17 protein-coding genes and 1 other annotated feature are annotated in these 19,233 nt (G+C 53.6%); of the genes, 4 read left to right on the forward strand and 13 right to left on the reverse strand.

Features of this window, described 5'->3' with window-relative positions; genetic code table 11:
* Positions 1-13 precede the first annotated feature (13 nt).
* Genes pulA through pepV form a run of 5 tightly spaced genes read right to left on the reverse strand, consistent with a single transcriptional unit; the run spans position 14 to position 6,187 of the window.
* On the reverse strand, positions 14-2,179 hold the full coding sequence (gene pulA, locus KNP67_RS09960) for a type I pullulanase (RefSeq protein ID WP_165569416.1): 2,166 nt from the start codon (positions 2,177-2,179) through the stop codon (positions 14-16).
* 21 nt (positions 2,180-2,200) lie between these two features.
* Complete coding sequence (locus KNP67_RS09965) at positions 2,201-3,040, reverse strand: NERD domain-containing protein (RefSeq protein ID WP_131471309.1); 840 nt, start codon at positions 3,038-3,040, stop codon at positions 2,201-2,203.
* Positions 3,010-3,585, reverse strand: a complete 576-nt coding sequence (gene thpR / locus KNP67_RS09970) for an RNA 2',3'-cyclic phosphodiesterase (RefSeq protein ID WP_131471310.1) — start codon at positions 3,583-3,585, stop codon at positions 3,010-3,012. The genes KNP67_RS09965 and thpR overlap by 31 nt, the downstream gene beginning before the upstream one ends.
* Positions 3,586-3,590: 5 nt before the next feature.
* Entirely contained in the window at positions 3,591-4,742 is a 1,152-nt protein-coding gene (locus tag KNP67_RS09975; protein WP_131471311.1) for an MFS transporter, read from the reverse strand.
* A 59-nt stretch (positions 4,743-4,801) separates the two neighbouring features.
* Complete coding sequence (gene pepV, locus KNP67_RS09980) at positions 4,802-6,187, reverse strand: dipeptidase PepV (RefSeq protein WP_021065564.1); 1,386 nt, start codon at positions 6,185-6,187, stop codon at positions 4,802-4,804.
* Between the two features lie 306 nt (positions 6,188-6,493).
* Between pepV and KNP67_RS09985 the strand changes: the two genes are divergently transcribed.
* On the forward strand, positions 6,494-6,715 hold the full coding sequence (locus tag KNP67_RS09985) for a DeoR family transcriptional regulator (RefSeq protein ID WP_081637897.1): 222 nt from the start codon (positions 6,494-6,496) through the stop codon (positions 6,713-6,715).
* Between the two features lie 83 nt (positions 6,716-6,798).
* On the opposite strand, the gene KNP67_RS09990 is transcribed toward KNP67_RS09985, so the two are convergent.
* The gene (locus KNP67_RS09990; protein WP_021065563.1) at positions 6,799-7,509 is read right to left on the reverse strand and encodes a pseudouridine synthase; all 711 of its coding nucleotides are present in this window, start codon (positions 7,507-7,509) and stop codon (positions 6,799-6,801) included.
* Positions 7,509-9,206 (reverse strand): putative polysaccharide biosynthesis protein, encoded by a 1,698-nt coding sequence (locus KNP67_RS09995; RefSeq protein WP_214714552.1) that lies wholly within the window; start codon positions 9,204-9,206, stop codon positions 7,509-7,511. Before KNP67_RS09995 ends, KNP67_RS09990 begins: the two co-directional genes overlap by 1 nt.
* Positions 9,207-9,334: 128 nt before the next feature.
* Between KNP67_RS09995 and KNP67_RS10000 the strand changes: the two genes are divergently transcribed.
* A complete protein-coding gene (locus tag KNP67_RS10000; RefSeq protein WP_035385657.1) occupies positions 9,335-10,609 on the forward strand; it encodes a BaiN/RdsA family NAD(P)/FAD-dependent oxidoreductase in 1,275 nt (424 codons plus the stop codon).
* Positions 10,610-10,653: 44 nt separating this feature from the next.
* On the opposite strand, the gene KNP67_RS10005 is transcribed toward KNP67_RS10000, so the two are convergent.
* From KNP67_RS10005 to KNP67_RS10020, 4 genes are all read right to left on the reverse strand, one after another.
* Complete coding sequence (locus tag KNP67_RS10005) at positions 10,654-11,166, reverse strand: pyrophosphohydrolase domain-containing protein (protein WP_021065560.1); 513 nt, start codon at positions 11,164-11,166, stop codon at positions 10,654-10,656.
* A 14-nt stretch (positions 11,167-11,180) separates the two neighbouring features.
* Complete coding sequence (locus KNP67_RS10010) at positions 11,181-12,221, reverse strand: hypothetical protein (protein WP_214756547.1); 1,041 nt, start codon at positions 12,219-12,221, stop codon at positions 11,181-11,183.
* A 117-nt stretch (positions 12,222-12,338) separates the two neighbouring features.
* Entirely contained in the window at positions 12,339-14,744 is a 2,406-nt protein-coding gene (gene leuS / locus KNP67_RS10015) for a leucine--tRNA ligase (RefSeq protein ID WP_029595145.1), read from the reverse strand.
* 38 nt (positions 14,745-14,782) lie between these two features.
* Positions 14,783-15,001, reverse strand: a binding site (T-box leader).
* 42 nt (positions 15,002-15,043) lie between these two features.
* The gene (locus tag KNP67_RS10020) at positions 15,044-16,234 is read right to left on the reverse strand and encodes an MDR family MFS transporter (RefSeq protein ID WP_051627705.1); all 1,191 of its coding nucleotides are present in this window, start codon (positions 16,232-16,234) and stop codon (positions 15,044-15,046) included.
* 176 nt (positions 16,235-16,410) lie between these two features.
* Here KNP67_RS10020 and mnmL point away from each other — a divergent pair, with 176 nt between their 5' ends.
* Together mnmL and mnmM are read left to right on the forward strand one after the other, a co-directional pair.
* Positions 16,411-17,388, forward strand: coding sequence for a tRNA modification radical SAM protein MnmL/YtqA (gene mnmL / locus KNP67_RS10025; protein WP_029595143.1), 978 nt, complete (start codon positions 16,411-16,413; stop codon positions 17,386-17,388).
* Entirely contained in the window at positions 17,342-17,914 is a 573-nt protein-coding gene (mnmM, locus tag KNP67_RS10030) for a tRNA 5-(aminomethyl)-2-thiouridylate-methyltransferase MnmM (protein ID WP_029595142.1), read from the forward strand. The genes mnmL and mnmM overlap by 47 nt, the downstream gene beginning before the upstream one ends.
* Before the next feature lie 30 nt (positions 17,915-17,944).
* On the opposite strand, the gene KNP67_RS10035 is transcribed toward mnmM, so the two are convergent.
* On the reverse strand, positions 17,945-18,661 hold the full coding sequence (locus KNP67_RS10035) for an alpha/beta fold hydrolase (RefSeq protein ID WP_021065554.1): 717 nt from the start codon (positions 18,659-18,661) through the stop codon (positions 17,945-17,947).
* Positions 18,662-18,750: 89 nt separating this feature from the next.
* Entirely contained in the window at positions 18,751-19,221 is a 471-nt protein-coding gene (locus KNP67_RS10040) for a GNAT family N-acetyltransferase (RefSeq protein WP_214756548.1), read from the reverse strand.
* Positions 19,222-19,233: the final 12 nt, after the last annotated feature.

Below are 19,233 nucleotides of genomic sequence, written 5' to 3' on the forward strand. Positions count from 1 at the left end.
TACAATCACCATATTAACACGCGATAATCGTCATTGACAACGACTCGACTTGAATCTGACTCGGATTTCGTTCAATCGGGACGAGGCTAGCCGTTTCCCCTTGAACATACACGTTCCAGTCCCCTTCCGCTTGGAACGTCACATCGTGGAATGTCCCGTTCAAATAGACGCGAACGCGTTGCCAGGCGTCATAAGAATGGCTCGCCGTCAGCTCGTAGGCAATCACGCCCGGGGGCGACGGAAGGAACTTGAACTGCTCGATGACTTTCTGCCGGGTGTCGTAGCGGAAACATGTGTGACGGCGCCGCAGTTTAAGGAGCGTCTTCACGAACTCGACCTCGCTTTGGCGTTCGTCACGCAAGTCCCAATCGAAATGATTGATGCGGTCCGGCGCATTATAGCTGTTCTCGACCCCTTGTTTCGTCCGGCCGAACTCTTGACCGGCGTGGAGGAATGGGACGCCTTGCGATGTGATGACGATGGCCGTGGCGAACCGTTGCATCCGCAACCGCATCGTCTCGTCCATATCCTCACACGATAACAGCAATTTATCGTACGTCGTATAATTGTCATGCGCTTCTACGTAGTTAATCGTGTATTGCGGGCTCGGGAAGCGCCCGACGGTGACATTCGGGATTTGAACTGCCCCAGTGATACATTCGCGCAGCTCCCACTCCCGCCATTCGTTCCCGGAGACGAATCCACGCTCCCGGTCGTTGAACGTCGACCCTTTCAAAGCGTCTCGCATCATGTCATTGAAATGACCGATTCGGGGCATGAAGGCCGCGTTATGTGACGAGGCTTTCAATGACGGGCTGAGAGGCGTTGCTAAGTCCCACCCTTCCCCGTAAATCAAAATCGAGCGGTCGATTTTATCGAGTGAGGCCCGAATTTGATTCATCGTCTCGACGTCATGAATGCCCATTAAGTCGAATCGGAAGCCGTCAACGTGATACGTCTCGGCAAAATACGTCACACAATCGACGATCATCCGCCGCATCATATATCGCTCCGACGCCGTGTCGTTTCCGACCCCAGTCCCGTTCGCGACCGTCCCGTCATGTTCGTAACGGAAATAGTAGTACGGCACGAGTGCTTCGAGCGATGATTGTTCTCGAATGAAGATATGGTTCATGACGACGTCTACGACGACGCGCATGTCATGGCGGTGCAAGGTATCGACCATCTCGGCATACTCGAGGATACGCGATAGCGGCTCGTCCGGTTGCGAGGCATAGCTACCCTCCAAACCGAACCAGTGAATCGGGTCGTAGCCCCAGTTGTATGGCATCCGGGTCGCCTCGTCGACGCTGCCAAAATCATGGACCGGCAATAACTGCAGGTGGGTGATCCCGAACTCTTTCAAATAATCGAAGCCGGCACTGTTCCCTGCGCGCGTTTTCAGCCCGGTCTCGATGATACTGGCATATAGCCCTTGCCATCGACTCGTCGAGGCTGGGTGGCTCGTGAAATCACGAATATGCAGTTCATAGATGACGGCATCTGTCGCTTTGCGGAGAGGCGGGCGTTCTGCCGGCTCCACGTGCTCAGCGACGGCTGTCTCAACATCGATCAATACGCCAAATTCGCCATTTAGGCTGACGGCTTTGGCGTAAGGATCGACGACCTCGTTCGTTTCGACAGGTGTCTTGACGTACAGTCGATAAAAATAGCCTTCGTACAGTCTAGGAACATCGGCATGCCAGACGCCTCGACCGCTCCGAGACATGCGAAACCGTTCAATCTCACGATGCGTTTCGGGATCATGGATGACGAACCAAATCGAAAACGCGACGGGCGACCAGACATATGCCTCAATCGATTGCCCGGAAAATGAAAGGCCGAGCGGTCCGTCATAGGCATAGCGACGTTCAAACTCGTCCGTATGCACAATTTCGCGGGGCACGACGACAATCGTCTTATGTCCAGGGTGAAACACGGTATAGACCGCTTCGAGCGTAACCGGGCGCGTCAATTGGATATCTCGTTCAATCGTACCCGCCTCTGTCGTCCATTCATTGAGCACCACATAATCGACCGGTCGACCGTTTTGTTCGATTTGTACCGGTACGGATTCATATTTGGCAATGACCTCGAGTCGAATCGTCTCGAATGAGAGCAAGGAAGCCCGTTCAATCGTCACATGAGACGTCGTTTGCTGATTTGGTGTGTGATGCATACACGTTCCATCCTCTCCTACCTACTGGTCCAAAAATTGTCGAAACGGCATCTGGGCTGTCGCATCTAGTAGTTTCGCCACATCTCGAATTTGTTGGGCTTTGACGATCGGCGCCCTCGTGTTCACTTGTTTCATCCACGGTTCATAATCCGCGCGTGAGATGAACTGAGTCGACCGAATTTCAGGCACATGATCGAAATAGCCTTGTGGGGCCACCGTCACTTTTTGGATGACCCCGTCATAGGACGGAAGAAACTGTCGAACGATTTCTTCGGTGCGCGTCAACGCGATGAGCGGGTTGACTACACGTTTATTTTCCCCTTTGAGCGGTTGATGAATCCACGTCTTCTGCTTCGATATGTGATAGATGCTGCGGTCGCCGTCGAGCCATTCGACCAGGTAAATATGCGATGGTCCGATGATGAGGTGGCTCAGTTCGACCGTCGCCCCGTTCCATTCGACGACCGGACGATACATGAAGAAATGTTGATCGTTCCATTCGGATACCATCTTGCGATATCCGTATTCTCGCAAGAATGGCAATAACGGGACGTCCGCCTCGGTCGCCCCTTCACAGGCGTACTGCAATTTTTGGATATGACGGCGGTTTGTGAGCAGTGTCTGGAACTGTGACTCCGAGAGCGGCGTCGGTTCGAGCTCGATGCGTTCCGTACGGCGCCAAAATTTCCACCACGGGTTCACAAACTCCATGATTTCGGGCGGATTCAACCGATTGGAATCGTGGAGACGACGCATGCGCGCGACGTCGGATTCGACATACTCTTGAAAGCGATTGAATTGGTCGAGCATGTTTCGTTCATATTTAGATGTTACGTCAAAAATTTTAATCGGGATCGCCATGTGTCCTCCTCTGACCGCTTTAACGGAAATGCTTCGACTGCCTCATAGGCAGGGGTGTGACTCGGGTTGATTTGATAAAGGACGACCGCTTCAACCGATTCCTCGATGGTGAACGTCGGGGCGATATATGGGATGCGTGTGCCCGTGTCCCACTTTTTTGCGAGTGTGACATGTGGGACGAACGGTTTACGGTCGAGTGCCGGAATCTCTTCGGCTAACTTGCGTCGAAGCGTCCCGGTGAGTGTCGTCAACTCCACGGACGGTTCCGGGACGATCGTCAAGACACGCGGACGATCCGGTCTCCCGAAGTGGTCGATTTGCTGGAACGTCAGCGCGAACGGGGCCGTCGACGTTGTCACTTCACGTGTGAGTTCTTTCACTGCCTCGACTTCATCATCGTCCAATGAACCGAGAAACTGAAGTGTCAAATGAAATTCCTCCGGACGATACGTCCGACGATACGAATAAAACGGCAAGATGTCCTGCTGTACGTGTTCGAACGTGTCGTCCTCGATCGGTAGCGCCAAAAAGTAATGTGTCGACATGACCATCATCCTTTCACTCGAAAACGTCTCAGTCCAAAGAAAAGGACCGCGCCAATGATGCTGACCACCGTGTACATCCAAAATACACCGATGATGCTGTTATATTCAATGATAAATCCACTGAGGAGGTTGAATCCGGCCGTCGCTAGTCCTGACGTGATGGCCATATAGACGCCAATCGCCGTCGAGACGACGTTGCGGCTGACAAGGCTGCGGACAAATTGAAGTGCGACCGGAATCAATAATCCGACGACCAGTCCTTGAACGATGGCAAGAATCCAAACGACCCAAATCGGGGGCTCAAGTGCTAACCAGCCGTTGCGAAGCGCAGAAATCAAGGCGGCTCCCGCCAGCACGTTGACCGTACCTAGACGTGAGACGATTTGGTACGCCACTTTCATGAATGGAATTTCGCATAATACCGCGACAAGGAACAGTGTCCCGACGAGCGTCGTCGAGCCTCCGATGCTCGTCACATAAATTCCGAAGTAATAGTTATTCGCGTAAATCGGGCCGAAGACGAGCATGCCCCCAATCAAAAAGGCGATGAACGGCCCATTCCAGACGGCCGACCATTGGAACGGTGCCGTCGTGTGCACTTGCTTCGGTTCCTGTTCAGATACGCTCCGCACGAACAGCGTACCGATTGCCAGCATGACCGCGCTGAGTAAAAACGTACTCGCGAGGCCCCATGTCGTGTCCGAGATGCGACCCATGACGAACACCGCAATCGCAAATCCGGCCGATCCGAACAGCCGGATGGCCCCGTAGTCGATTTTGGCGCGTGACGTATACTCGAGTGTCATCATATCGACGAGCGGGATGTGTGCACATTGGAAGATGGACCAGGCGATCATCAATATAATAATCCATACGTAAGACGTCGCGAACAAGAACGTGAGCGATAAGGCAGCCGCCCCGAGCATCGCAATAATCAACCAAGCCCGAACCCGCCCCGTTCGGTCGGCGAGCATGCCCCATAGCGGTTGGACACCGATTGAGAGGATCGGCATGATGGCGACGATTGTTCCGACCTGACCTGGAGACAAATCAAAACGTGACTGCGAGAAGAAAAGCGTCATGTAAGGAATGAGGGCTCCTTGGGCAAAGAAAATGGCGACGTAAATCGATTGAAACGATATTTTTTGTTGGTTCACAGTAAACTTCCTTCCTAACAGACAGAGAGCCGACCGAATCAGTCAGCTCTCACGGGTCATTATTTAGCGAGCTCATAAATCGCTTCCGCATAGATGGCGGCGGCGCGAAGTAAATCTTCAATTTCCATGTATTCATCGACTTGGTGGGCGACGTCTTTCGCTCCAGGGAACAGCGCCCCAAAAGCGACACCAGCCTCGAGCGAGCGCGCATACGTCCCTCCGCCAATGGCCATCAAGTGCGCTGACTCGCCGGTCTGACGCTCATAGACGCCTGCCAACGTTTTCACGAGCGGATGGTCTTCGGCCACATGGTGCGGCGGCATATGATGACGCGTCGACAGTTCGAACCCGAACGACAAGGCGATTTCTTTCAAGTTTTGCAACCGTTCCTCGAATTTCGCGGTGTATGGATAACGGATATTCACCGTCGCCGTCCGTTCGTCCCCTTGATAGCGGAACACACCACCGTTAATCGTCAAATCGCCCGTCTCATCACTCGCTTCGATACCGAGTGAAATCCCGCGTGAATCGGCGAACACGTGACGAATGAACTCGATGTAGCGCTCTCCTTGAATGTCGAGCGGGAGCGTCAACAAGAAGCCGGCGAGGACGTAGGCCGCGTTGACTCCGTTATCTGGTTCCATGGCGTGGGCGGCCACACCTTTCATCGTGAACGTATACGTCCCTTGGTCCCATGTGCACGTGCCGTCCGCTTCATATTTTTCGAGATACGCTTCAAACTTTTCTTCGAGAACGTCTTCTGTCTCGAGTACCGCTGTCGCAAAGTCCGGGACCATGTTCGGCCGTTCTCCGCTCACGAACGAGACCAAGTGATGTTTCGAGCCTGGCACCCGTTGAATTGGGAGCTGCTTCAAGACGCCATCGTATAGCCCCTTTTCAGCATTGATAATTGGAAAGTCAGCGTCCGGTGCGAAGCCATATGTCGGCATCGCCTCTTGTTTGAAGTATTCGCGGACACAACGCCATTCGCTCTCCTCGTCGCAACCTGCAATCAGGCGGACGCGTTTCGATAGCGGCAATCCAAGTTCCTTCACGATGCGCAGTCCGTAATAAGCAGCCATCGTCGGTCCTTTATCGTCATTGCTGCCACGGGCGAATATTTTCCCGTCGGCGATGGTAGGATTGAACGCCCCATACGTCCATCCCTCCCCAGCCGGCACCACGTCTAAGTGACAGAGGATGCCAACGATTTCTTCCCCTGACCCGTATTCTAAATGCCCCGCGTATCCGGCGACGTCTTTCGTAGCGAACCCGTCTCGCTCTCCGAGTGCAAACATGTAATCGAGAGCTCGGCGGACTTCAGGTCCAAACGGTTCGTTCGGGCCGGTCTTCGTCTCATCAAGCACGCTTGGGATTTGCAATAACCCTGTTAAATCTTCTAAAAATGCGTCTTTTCGTGCGTCGACTTCTTGTCTCCAATTCATATGGATCTCCCCTTTGCGAATGTTCTCTCCCTTATTAGTATATCCAAATGTTAGAAAGACGAACATTCATTTCGAAAATATTTTTTCGTTCGTCTTTTAGCCTTTTGTCTACGTCTTTACATATCCTTCATTCGATATTTACGTTCATAATCGTTTCTTTACATTTCGATTGTTCGTTCTTTTCTCTTGCAATTCTATGCAGGAGCGGTATACTAAAGGTGTAATTTTAGAAAATAACAATTTCATATTTCATTTGTCGTCCGTAGGTTTTGTCTTTCATCATTCTACGCATTGGGAGGTTATCCAATGAAAGGTTCAACAGATCGTATGCTAACCCGCATCAAGTCCATTTATTTGTTCATTAACGAAAGGGAATGCGTCACCACTTCTGAACTAGTAGAGGAGTTCGGGATCACATCACGCACCGTACAGCGTGATTTGAACGTGCTTGAATACAACAATCTGGTTGAAAGTCCGAGTCGCGGAACGTGGACATCATCAAAACGTTCGCTCAAGACGGCAAATTAAATAACAAGTTACGAGGGATTCCGGCAACGGGTCCCTTTTTTTGCGCCCAAAAAGGCACGTGTCGGCTGACACGTGCCTTCATTTCATGTGAAGAACAAGTCGACTTCTTCTTCGCTCAATTCCCGATACGCCCCGGGTTCGAGCGTCGGGTCGAGCTCGAGCTCGCCGATTTGGACCCGTTCGAGCTGCTCGACGTGTTTCCCGACCGCGGCAATCATCCGTTTTACTTGATGATACTTCCCTTCCGAGAGCGTCAGCCGGACCGTCGAACGACGTCCGGATTTGCTGATGAGCTCAAGTCGGGCCGGTTTCGTCGTATAGCCGTCCTCAAGCTCGACACCCTCGGCGAAGTGACGGACATCGTCTGTCGTCATCTCCCCGTCAACTTCGGCGACATACACTTTGTCGACATGTTTACGCGGTGACATGAGCGCATGATTGAACGCCCCATCGTTTGTGAGAAGCAACAGACCGGTCGTGTCCTTGTCGAGACGTCCGACCGGGAACAACTCGTAATGGGCGTAGGACGGGTCGATCAAATCGACGACCGTCGATTCGACCTTGTCCTCGGTCGCACTGATGACACCTACCGGCTTGTTCATCATCAAGTAGACGAACGGTTTGTACTCGACGACCTCGCCTTGCACGGTCACCCGTTCCGTTTCAAGGTTGACTTGACGTTTCGCATCTTTGACAGGCTGGTCATCGACACGGACGACCCCTTGTTTCAGTAAAATCTTGACGTCTTTGCGCGAACCGTATCCCATGTTCGCCAATAATTTATCAATTCGCATTAAGCTTTCCTCCGATACTGGAATCGTTTCCCTAATAGTTTTCCGGCCAAGTGGCTTCTCCAACCGAGATAGCCGTATACGACGAGACCGATTCCGAAACCGACGATCGTGGCAACGATATCATTGCCCCAACTCGGTTCATTCCGGAGCGTGACGAACAGCGAGCCATACACGGCGATAAACATCGCGCCACCCATGGCAAACATGAGCATCGTCCGACGCAACAGTTGCTTATACGGAAACTGGAGCGCCCGTTGGATTTTCCAAACCATGAGGATAATCGCGACGATATAACCGGCAATCGTCGCATAACCAGCGCCGATCCCGCCGAGTGCATACACGAACGGTACGTTGAGCACAGCTTTCGTGATGAGCCCCATCGCCGTCGCGAAAATCGTGAAATATTGACGGTTGATCCCTTGCAGGATGGCCGCCGCCACCGAGTAATAAGCGAGGAAGAACGCACTCGGTGCGTAGTGGAGCAGGTAGACCCATCCTTCGCGGTCACCCGGGAACAACGTCCCGAACAACGGCTCCGCGAGCGCGACCAATCCGATGACGGCCGGGATGGTGACAAAGAACGATACTTGGAAAATATGGTTCACTTGATTGCGAACTTTGTTCATATCGCCGTGCGTGAACGATTTTGTCACGAGCGGGATGGTCGCCATCGACACACTCGCAGCAATCGACACCGGAATCAACACGATTTTATGGGCGTTCCCCGTCAAGAATCCGAACGCGGACGTCGCTTCGGCGACCGACTTCCCAGAGTTGAGCAACGTATTGACCATCGTCAACTGGTCGACGAACTGATAGAGCGGCGTCGACAGACCGACCATGACGATTGGAATCGAATAGCTGAGCAACTCGAGCAATAGTGATTTCATCGAACGGACCGGTGTGCCGGCCGGATTATCGGTTTGACGATGGATGTCTTTCCGTTTGCGCCAGTACATGGCGAGCACGACGATACTACCAATCGCACCGATAAAGGCACTGAACGTCGCAATCGTGACGGCGAGCACTTTCAAACCGTTCAACTCGGTCGTCGCCACGGCAGCGGTGCCACCGAGCGAGTCGGCGAGCGGACGAATGAGTGCCGAGTCCGAGAAGACGAACAAGACGAGCATCGTCCCACTGAGCAGGAACATGATGCGGACAATCTGTTCGATGACCTGGGAGATGGCCGTCGGGGCCATGTCCTGATGTCCTTGGAAATAGCCGCGCACCATACTCATCGCTGGGATGAGCAGGAGGGCGAAACTGACGCTACGCGTGACGAGCGTCAACGAGTCGATATATTGCTGATTGTTCTCCGAGTTGCGGACCATGAGTTCCGATAACCACGGTGCTGAGAAGAACAGTAATAAAAAAGCGACGACTCCGGTCACGAGCATCAGCTTCATCCCTTGGCGGAACAAGCGCTGACTCGTGCCATATTCGCCGAGCGCATTATACTTGGCGATGAATTTCGATACGGCCACGGGAATCCCCGCCGTCGAAATGGCGATCATGAGCGCATAATAGGTGTACGCCGCCTGATAGAGCGTGACACCGGCAATCCCGACCATCGCTTGGAACGGGAACGTATAGAGCAGTCCGAGTGCACGTGAAATCAAATTTCCGGCTGACAGCAGCAGCGTGCCTTTGACGAAGGACTCTCGTCCTGAATCTTGTTTGACGCTTGATGACATGAGATACCTCCATCTATTGTTTCACAACTAATGTACCTAATTTTACAAAACGACCGTTTCTCATTATACTCTTACTGTTGCAGATAATAAAGTTACGAATTTGATTTGAAAGAGAAACGAGGGATACCATGATGAAAGATGTAATCGTCATCGGAGGAGGCCCAAGCGGTCTGATGGCGACCTATGCCGCCGCCAAAGCCGGAGCGAACACGCTCCTAATTGATAAAGGTTCGAAGCTCGGACGCAAGCTCGCCATTTCTGGCGGAGGACGCTGTAACGTGACGAACCGCAAGCCCGTCGACGAGTTGATTCAATTCATCCCGGGGAACGGACGCTTCTTATATAGCGCCCTCGCCCAGTTCGACAACCAGTCGATTATCGACTTGTTCACCGGGTTCGGCATCCCGTTAAAAGAGGAAGATAACGGCCGGATGTTCCCGGTGACGGATAAAGCGCAAGACGTCGTCAACACGCTCCTCGGGGCCATCGACCAACTCGGTGTCGAGATTCGCAAAAATGCGAAAGTGAAGACGCTCCATTTTAATGAAGCAAATGAGTTCGAAGCGGTCGAACTCGAGGACGGAGAGCGGATCGAGGCCGGCGCTTGCGTCATCGCCGTCGGTGGACAATCTGTCCCTCACACCGGCTCGACCGGGGACGGCTATCCATGGGCCGAGAAAGCCGGCCATACGATCACCGAGCTGTTCCCGACTGAAGTACCGATTTTGTTGAACGATGCGTTCATCGGCACGAAACAGCTGCAAGGGCTGTCACTCCGTGATGTCGCCCTCACCGTACACGGCAAGAAAGGCAAGCCGATTAAGACACACCGCGGCGACATGATTTTCACGCATTTCGGCATCTCGGGTCCGATCGCCCTCCGGTGCAGTCAATATACGATTAAAGAACGCAAACGTAGCAAAGAGCGCGTCGTCGCCCTCTCGCTCGACTTGTTCCCGGACATGGCACGTGACGAGCTGTATCAAGAGCTTTGGAACCAAGTGCAAGACCAACCGAAGCGGGCCGTCAAGAACGTCTGGAAAGGGTTCATCCCGGAACGGATGCTCGACTTGTTGTTGGCCGACCTCGCGTTCGGCGAAGAGGACGCGAGCCAACTGAAGAAACAATCGGTCATCGATTTCGCGACCCGATTGAAGACGTTCGAGTTGCACGCCACCGGGACGCTCGATTTCGATAAAGCGTTCGTCACGGGCGGCGGCGTTTCCGTCAAAGAAATCGCCCCACAAACGATGATGTCGAAGAAAGCAGACGGCTTGTTCTTCGCCGGCGAAGTGCTCGATATTCACGGCTATACGGGTGGTTATAACATCACGGCCGCCTTCACGACCGGACACTGTGCCGGTTCACACGCGGCGCAGTTCGCGAAACAGACGACCGTATAAAAAAAGAGAGCCAATCGCACGTGCGATCGGCTCTCTTTTTAGTGTCACTGTTTTGCTTCAAGTTGACGTCTTACTTCCGCCTCGAGCTCTGGCTCGGGTGGCAACCAGCCTTCCGGCTTCATGACTTTATTGTCTGACGCCCGGAGAATCGGCTTGCCGTCTGGTCCGAGCTTCGCCATATTGGCACGCTGCACGATTTCAAACAACGGAACCGGGTCGAGCCCGAGTTCGACGAAACTGCCCATCACGAAATAGAGGGCGTCCGTGAGCGCATCACCTTGTCCGACGAGACGCGCGACGTCGTCCGTCGGCGGTGCGTCTTGGAGCGATTTTTGAACCGCCTGTTCGAATCCTTGTTGGAACGTGGCGACGGCAGCAAGGAACTCGTCTTCATTCCGTGCCGATTGATGTAAAAATTCGACGACAGCTTCTTCTGCCGTCCAGACCGAACGTTTGACAGCACGGTCTAAGCCGAGCGGTTGCGGTGCACTCGCCTCCGGGTGTCCGAACGTCTCGTGGAACTGGCGAACCTCTTCATAAAAGTAACGTTTGCTCATCTCATTCTCTCCTATCAGTCGACCGAGACGAAATCGTCAAGGTCGAACACATCTGGTCGCACGATGGCGAATATCTCATTGTCTTGCAGGAACATGCCGGTCGAGCCGTAGACGCGAGGTGTCACCATCTGCCCGTTCATCGTCCCTTCGTCCGGGTTGACCGTATAGAGGACGAGTTCTTCCGAATCGAGGACGTAAATGCGCCCTTGGCGTTCGACGAGGCCGACACCGCGGAAGTTCTCGAACTTCTGTTGAATCGAGGCGCTCATCCCTTCGGTCGTGAGCGGTTTTCTCGACTCGACAGCCCATTCCGTCTTCGGTTCCGCTACTGCTTCAGAGTCCGCTTCATCTGTCGTCGATGTCGAATCGTCGTCTGAATCGGTTTCCGTCGCTGTACCCGTTTCCGCCTCACTGTCGTCGACCGTCTCTTCCTCGAGCGTCCGCTCTTGGACGTACAACAGTTCTACATCCGGCGTGTCCTCCAAACGGCTCATGATAATCATTCGTTTCGTCTCTTCATCGTAACCGAGGCCGAACAACCGGTCTGTCGAGGCGATTCCTTTAATCAATTTGCGTCGTTGTTCCGTCCAACGGCCTTCTACCCGCTCGATTGTCACGAGAACCCCGTTCGCCGTTACGGCATATATCTTGTCCTCGGAAATCATGCGCATGCCGATGAACTCGCCGAACCGATACGGTTGCCCTTCGTTCTCCAATATGAGCGACGAATTCACGCGATTGGCGTTCCCGCTCACTTCGAAGAACTCTTTATTTTTCGTCAAGACAAGATACGATCCGATCGTGTCACTATAGTACACTTCATCAATCTCTTGAATCTGTTCAAGGGCATCGGTCGTATCGATGTCCTCCTCGTCCGGCGAGGCTTCGACGGGAGGTACCGAAGTCGATTGATGGCTCGTTTGAATATCGATTTTCTCAAACGTCGAGGCGATTTGGCTTTGGATGTCCTTGTCCGAAAAGACGAACACATAGCATAAAATCACACCGACGACGACGGCAAATAGCGTCGTATATAGTACGTATGAACGTTTCATGGACGTTTCGTCCCCTTTATATGCAGTATCGCCCTTTAGTGTAACAAACCCGACCCGAAAAGAAAACGACATGACGAAAAAGAAAGGAACGTGTGACAATGTCACACATTCCTTTGCTTATCCTACGACGATATTGACGAGTTTCCCTGGAACGACAATCACTTTGCGGACCGTCTTTCCTTCCGTGAACTCTTGAACGCGTTCGTTCGCAAGCGCATCGGCCTCGAGCGCTTCTTTCGAAGCGTCGCGGGCCACGTGCATCTTCGCACGAAGCTTCCCGTTCACTTGGATGACGACTTCAATCGTGTCGCTGACGAGTTTCGACTCATCGAACGTCGGCCATGCCGCGTACGTCAAGTCTTCTGTCATGCCGAGACGTTCCCATAACTCTTCGGCCAAGTGTGGCGCGACTGGGGAGAGCATCTTGATGAAGTTGACCATCTCTTGTTTTGGAAGCGTGTCTTGTTTGTACGCCTCGTTGATGAAGACCATGAGTTGCGAGATCGCCGTGTTGAAACGGAGCGCCTCGTAGTCTTCTGTCACTTTCTTCACCGTCTGATGGTACGTCCGTTCGAAGTCGGCCGTCGGAGCGCCGTCCGTGAGCTCCGTCTGGTCGAACAAGCGCCAGACGCGGTCAAGGAAGCGACGAGCGCCGTCAAGGCCGTTCGTCGACCAAGCGATGGCTGCGTCGAGCGGTCCCATGAACATCTCGTAAAGGCGAAGCGTGTCAGCACCGTGCGATTTGATGATATCGTCCGGGTTGACGACGTTCCCTTTTGACTTCGACATCTTCTCGTTGTTCTCACCGAGAATCATCCCTTGGTTATAGAGCTTTTGGAATGGCTCGTTCGTTGGAACGATGCCGATATCATAGAGCACTTTATGCCAGAAGCGAGCGTAGAGCAAGTGTAGGACCGCGTGCTCCGTACCACCAATATATAAGTCGACCGGAAGCCAACGCTTCAACTTCTCTGGATCCGCGATCATGTCTTCATTGTGCGGATCGATGAAGCGAATGTAGTACCAGCAGCTACCGGCCCATTGTGGCATCGTGTTCGTCTCGCGCCGCCCCTTCTCACCTGTCACAGGATCCGTGTACGTCAACCACTCGTCGGCGTTCGCAAGCGGTGATTCTCCCGTACCCGACGGCTTGATTTCATCGATAATCGGGAGTTCGAGCGGAAGCTCTTCAATCGCAACGGTCTTGAGCGTACCGTCTTCCATATGAATGATTGGAATCGGCTCGCCCCAATAGCGTTGACGGCTGAACAACCAATCGCGGAGACGATACGTCGTCTTCGCACGGCCAGTGCCGGCGAGTTCGAGTTCTTCGATGATTTTGGCGATCGCGTCGGCTTTATTGAGGCCGTCCAAGCTGCCTGAGTTGACGTGGACGCCGTCCTCGACGTAAGCCGCCTCATCCAAGTTGCCGCCTGTGACGACTTCACGGATCGGAAGGTCGAACGTCTTCGCGAACTCATAGTCGCGCTCATCATGTCCAGGTACGGCCATGACCGCGCCCGTGCCGTATGTCGACAACACGTAGTCAGCGATCCAAATCGGAAGCTTCTCCCCGTTGACCGGGTTGATGGCGTAAGCGCCGGTAAATACACCCGTCTTCTCTTTGGCGAGATCGGTCCGTTCGAGGTCTGTCTTTTTCGAGACTTCTTCGACGTACGCTTCGATGGCGACGACTTGTTCCGGTGTCGCGATTGCTTTCACAAACGGGTGCTCCGGTGCGAGCGTGACGTATGTCGCGCCGTAAAGTGTGTCCGGACGTGTTGTGAACACCGTCACGACTTTATCGTGACCGTCGACTTTGAAATCGACTTCAGCCCCGACCGACTTGCCGATCCAGTTGCGTTGCATCTCTTTGACGCTGTCTGGCCAGTCAAGCCCTTCTAAATCATCGAGCAAGCGCTCGGCGTATTCCGTGATACGAAGCACCCACTGTTTCATCGGCACACGGTAAACCGGATGGCTTCCCCGCTCCGACAACCCGTCGATGACTTCTTCGTTGGCGAGTACCGTCCCGAGGGCCGGGCACCAGTTGACGGCGACTTCGTCGACGTAGGCGAGTCCGCGGTCATGAAGTTGTGTGAAGATCCATTGCGTCCACTTGTAGTATTTCGGGTCGGTCGTGCTGATTTCACGATCCCAATCGTACGAGAAACCGAGCTCTTTCAATTGGCGGCGGAATGTGCCGATGTTGCGCTCTGTGAACTCGCGCGGGTCGTTCCCTGTGTCGAGGGCATATTGCTCGGCCGGAAGACCGAACGCGTCCCAACCCATTGGATGGAGGACGTTGAAGCCTTGCATCCGTTTCATGCGGGCGATGATGTCCGTCGCCGTGTAACCTTCCGGGTGACCGACGTGAAGTCCGGCTCCTGACGGATAAGGGAACATGTCAAGGACGTAGAAACACTCCTTGTCCGGGTCCTCTGTCGTCCGGAATGCATCTTTCTCGTCCCAACGCTTTTGCCATTTCGGCTCGATGTCTTGATGTTTAAAATAGTCCAACATTCATCCTCCTCTGCATAATAAAAAGCCTTCCGCCCCGGTAATGGGACGAAAGGCTTGAAAGCTTTCCGCGGTACCACCCATGTTGCATTTCTGCCACTTGAGACGCCGGTAACGAGGCGTAACTCCGGTTCACCCTACTGTTCGTTCAGGCGAACTGCTCCAAGGCGAGTTCTCGCGGTCCATATACCGGTTCACACCACCCACCGGCTCTCTACAAATACAGACGTCACGATACTATTCCTCTTCTACGCATGTGTATGATCTCACTCGTTCATTTTAGCCCAATCTGTTTTAGAGCGTCAACTTGATTTTTCAGGTACTCGGATGTCCTTCATGAAAATGAAGAACGCGAGCGCGATGGCCGTAAGCAAGAATAGCATTGTAAAGACGGCACCGATGCCGAATACGTCATAGACGAGACCCGACACGGTCGGACCGATCATCCGACCGACCGAGGCTGCGATATTGACGAGTCCTTGGAACTGACCTGCTTTCCCCGGCGGTGCGAGTTTCGCGGCAATCGTCGGAACGGCCGGCCAAATGAACATCTCCCCGATCGTCATGACGATCATCGCGACCATGAACATCGTGAAGCCCCCCGCGAACGGGACGACCGCGAAGGCAGCGAGGAAAATGACGGCGCCGACGATGAGTTGCTTCTTCAAATCATCTTCAAAGTAACGAAGCGCCCGGTTGAGGAGCGGTTGAGCGAACACGATCAAAGCTCCGTTCACCGTCCAAAGGAGTGAATATTGGCTGATTGTCACGCCAAGGTCTTTCGAATGGACGGCGATTGTCCCTTGCCACTGCACGTAAACGAACCAAAGGGCCGCGTAACCGATGGCAACGAACCACATCGATTTCATCGTCGCACTCGATAACGTCGTCGCCGCAGCCTCAAGCTGCGACTGGACGACCGGACGTGCCGGGTCTTTCAAATAACGGAGCCCGAATAAGAGGACGACGACGAATAAGACCGATAAGAAGAAGTTGGCGTAGAAAATCAACTCGATATCGATGCGCGCAATCTGTCCGCTCATCGCTGTCCCGAGGGCGACCCCGACGTTTTGAGCGACGTAAATCGCGTTGAACGAACGGCGTCCGCCTTCCGGCCAAATCAAGCCGGCAAAGGCGTATACCGTCGGGAAGACGAGACCGCCGGAGAACCCGATTAAGCCGAGCCAGCCCAAGTAGCCGAGGAACGTGGCATGGAACAACAAGAACCCGAGCGAGCTCACGAGCAATAGGCCGACCGAGAGGATGAGCGTCCGCTTCCCGCCGATCCGGTCAAACAGCGTCCCCCCGATATAGTTCCCGGCAATGGCGAGGGCCGAGTTAACGAGCAACGCCATCCCTGCGAGCGTCATTGACTCGCCTAAATATCCATTTATATAGAGTGTGTTAAATGGCCATAAAAAAGACGCCGCCGTCGTATTGAGCGCCATCGCGATGACCAAAATCCATACCGAAATCGGCATTTTGTTGTTCATACCAGTTACTCCTTTCCTACCCGTTAAACGATAAAAATTCGGCACGACGGCCGAATCAAAAATAAGTCCTCCTCCAAGCTAACGGAACGCCTCATAACTGTCAAGAAAAATTACTTATTATGAAATAACGGTGACTTATCTTTGTGATAGCATGAGCAAAGAAGGAGAGGATATTCATGCAAAACCCGTTTGGCGAAGCCAAATATCACAAATTAAATGAAGCATATCGCCGCGAGTTCGGCGGAAAAGTGTTCAAAGTACCGCTCGACGGGGGCTTCACTTGTCCGAACCGGGACGGGCTCGTCTCGAAGGGCGGGTGTACGTTCTGCTCGGATGACGGAAGTGGCGACTTCGCAGGCAATGCCTGTGATCCGATTTCGGTCCAATTCGCCGAAGTGAAGGCGCGGCTGCACCGAAAATGGAAACACGCCCGTTACATTGCCTACTTCCAAGCGTTCAGCAACACGTATGCCCCCGTCGCCCGGCTCCGGGAATTGTTTGAGCCCGCCCTCGCGGAGGACGGTGTCGTCGGTCTATCGATTGCGACCCGACCGGACTGTCTGCCAGACGACGTCGTCGACTATCTCGCCGAGTTGAATGAACGGACATCTCTCACGGTCGAACTCGGCCTGCAGACGATTCACGATGCGACGGCGAGGAAAATCAATCGTGGTCACGACTACAAGACGTTCTTGGAAGGACTCGACAAACTCCGGCGACGCCAAATCAGCGTCGTTGTCCATATCATCAACGGCCTGCCGGGCGAGACGACGGAGATGATGCTCGACACGGCGCGAGAAGTTGCTAAAATGGACGTACAAGGAATCAAGATCCATTTGCTCCACGTCTTGAAGCAGACCCCGCTCGCCAGACAATACGAAAAAGGACTGCTCGAGCTCATGGACGAGACGACTTACGTCTCGCTCGTCTGTGATCAATTGGAAGTATTACCGCCCGAGATGGTCATCCATCGTCTGACCGGTGACGGTCCACCCGATCTGTTGATCGGTCCGACGTGGAGTCGGCACAAGATGGCCGTCCTAAACGCCATCGATGCCGAATTAATGCGTCGTGATTCTTTCCAAGGAAAAAAGAAGGATGAGAGCCATGGGATTAATGAGAGTTTTACCGTTCGCGAAATACCTACTTCGTGAACATGTGACGCCAGGTGCCGTCGCCATCGATATGACGGCCGGCAACGGGCACGACACATTGTTTTTAGCCGAACTCGTCGAAGCGACGGGACATGTCTATGCGTTCGACGTTCAAGCCGCGGCGGTCGAGGCAACACGGACTCGTATCGAGGAGGCAACATTGACGGACCGTGTCACCGTCATTCATGATAGCCACGACACGGTCCGGGACATCGTGGCAGACGAGACACGCCCAATCACAGCGGCCGTGTTCAATCTCGGCTATTTACCGGGAAGCGACAAGTCGGTCACGACGACCGGCAATACGACCATCGACGCCCTCGAGCAACTGCTCGACGTCATGGCTGTCGGCGGCGTCATCGTCGTCGTCATCTATCACGGCCATGAGAGCGGCAAAGTCGAGCGCGATGAGGTGCTCGCATATGTCGAATCACTCGATCAAAAACGGGCCGGCGTCCTCCGTTACGGCTTTATCAATCAAATCAATCATCCCCCGTTCATCGTGGCGATTGAAAAACGAGAATAAAAACAGGCGACTCATGCGAGTCGCCTGTCTTCATTCTCGAATCAATTCATAAAACGTGATGAGCGTCTCCGCGAACTTCGTATTCAGTCGTTCATAGCCGAAGTGCGGGAACCCTTCAAGCCGGCGGATATACACTTGGTCGCCGCCGATTTTCCGGCAGACGTTGAGTGTCAATTTCACATCGGCGAAGCGATCGTCCGGTGCGTAGAAACAAGCGAGCGGCAGACGCGGCAGATGTTTCTTCTCTTCTTGATGCTCGACGATTTCCTCTTCGATTTCACGGTATTGACCGTACGTGATCTCCCCGAAGCGCGACGACTCTTCCCCGCCACCCATGAACGTCATCATGCCGAGCGGAAGGTCAGGACGGAAACGGTCGACCGCACTGGCCACGACTTGTTTCAGTCCGCCGATTTGGCGGGACGGATGCCAGTCGAACAGCGGTGAGATGTACGTCAGACTGCCGAGCGGCACGTCATATTCCTGGAGCAAGCGGTTCGTCAACAACGCCCCGAGACTGAACGCGATGACGTGAATCGGCAGCTTGTACTGACTCGCCTCACGTAACGTGTTCTTGATTAACAATTTATGGTCTTCCGCCGTCAAACCGACCGTCTGGCCGGTCACGACGAGGACTTCATACTCGTCCCGCAACCGTCCTAAAAACGCCTCACTCAAACGCGACGTGAACTGGAGCGGATACACGATCACGATGACCCCTTTTCGTGATTCTTCTTCATAAGCCATGCTGTCACCTCATTTTGTTATCACATATCTTTATACTAACAAAAAACATCAGCCGAGACTGATGTTTGGTTGAAAATCCGTCTAGGGTCTTAGCGCGGGTCGTACCGTAAATGAATCAGTTCCATCGGTTGATCGTATACTTCTTCTTGTATTCGATTCAGTTCGATGAACGCCTCATGACTCAAAAAAGCGATGGCTTGCTCGTTCGAGCTTTCGACGTACAGCTCGATCGGTTGGACTTTCCGTTTCCGTAGATGCGACAACAGTGCCGTCCCTAGGCCTTGGCGGTGATGAGCCGGATGAAGATAGAGACGGAGTACTTCCCATGTGTCCCCGCGGTCGATGGCGTGATAGAAGCCGATGACGTCGCCTTCGGCCTCACCGACAATGAACAACTGCTCTTTCGCTTCCTCGCTTGAACTGATGGCGCGGACGATCTCTTCTTGTTGATAGGCGCGTTCCATTACTTTCGAACGAACCTCGTCTCGTTCACTGACCGTCGCGAGCGCAATGTCGCGGATGGTGGCGGCATCTTCTGGCACGGCTTCTCGAATCTTCATAACGGCATCCCC

The sequence above is a fragment of the Exiguobacterium sp. s157 genome (assembly GCF_018618205.1).
Classification (GTDB): domain Bacteria; phylum Bacillota; class Bacilli; order Exiguobacteriales; family Exiguobacteriaceae; genus Exiguobacterium; species Exiguobacterium chiriqhucha.

Bases quoted from the DNA above. Each gene is read 5' to 3' on its own strand.
- KNP67_RS09985 (WP_081637897.1), top strand. From the start codon at position 6,494: ATGAAAGGTTCAACAGATCGTATGCTAACCCGCATCAAGTCCATTTAT.
- KNP67_RS10035 (WP_021065554.1), bottom strand. From the start codon at position 18,661: ATGGCTTATGAAGAAGAATCACGAAAAGGGGTCATCGTGATCGTGTAT.
- KNP67_RS10010 (WP_214756547.1), bottom strand. From the start codon at position 12,221: ATGAAACGTTCATACGTACTATATACGACGCTATTTGCCGTCGTCGTC.
- KNP67_RS10040 (WP_214756548.1), bottom strand. From the start codon at position 19,221: ATGAAGATTCGAGAAGCCGTGCCAGAAGATGCCGCCACCATCCGCGAC.
- KNP67_RS09995 (WP_214714552.1), bottom strand. From the start codon at position 9,206: ATGTCATCAAGCGTCAAACAAGATTCAGGACGAGAGTCCTTCGTCAAA.
- KNP67_RS10020 (WP_051627705.1), bottom strand. From the start codon at position 16,234: ATGAACAACAAAATGCCGATTTCGGTATGGATTTTGGTCATCGCGATG.
- pulA (WP_165569416.1), bottom strand. From the start codon at position 2,179: ATGCATCACACACCAAATCAGCAAACGACGTCTCATGTGACGATTGAA.
- mnmM (WP_029595142.1), top strand. From the start codon at position 17,342: ATGGGATTAATGAGAGTTTTACCGTTCGCGAAATACCTACTTCGTGAA.
- mnmL (WP_029595143.1), top strand. From the start codon at position 16,411: ATGCAAAACCCGTTTGGCGAAGCCAAATATCACAAATTAAATGAAGCA.
- KNP67_RS10000 (WP_035385657.1), top strand. From the start codon at position 9,335: ATGATGAAAGATGTAATCGTCATCGGAGGAGGCCCAAGCGGTCTGATG.
- KNP67_RS09965 (WP_131471309.1), bottom strand. From the start codon at position 3,040: ATGGCGATCCCGATTAAAATTTTTGACGTAACATCTAAATATGAACGA.
- KNP67_RS10005 (WP_021065560.1), bottom strand. From the start codon at position 11,166: ATGAGCAAACGTTACTTTTATGAAGAGGTTCGCCAGTTCCACGAGACG.
- KNP67_RS09990 (WP_021065563.1), bottom strand. From the start codon at position 7,509: ATGCGAATTGATAAATTATTGGCGAACATGGGATACGGTTCGCGCAAA.
- pepV (WP_021065564.1), bottom strand. From the start codon at position 6,187: ATGAATTGGAGACAAGAAGTCGACGCACGAAAAGACGCATTTTTAGAA.
- leuS (WP_029595145.1), bottom strand. From the start codon at position 14,744: ATGTTGGACTATTTTAAACATCAAGACATCGAGCCGAAATGGCAAAAG.
- thpR (WP_131471310.1), bottom strand. From the start codon at position 3,585: ATGTCGACACATTACTTTTTGGCGCTACCGATCGAGGACGACACGTTC.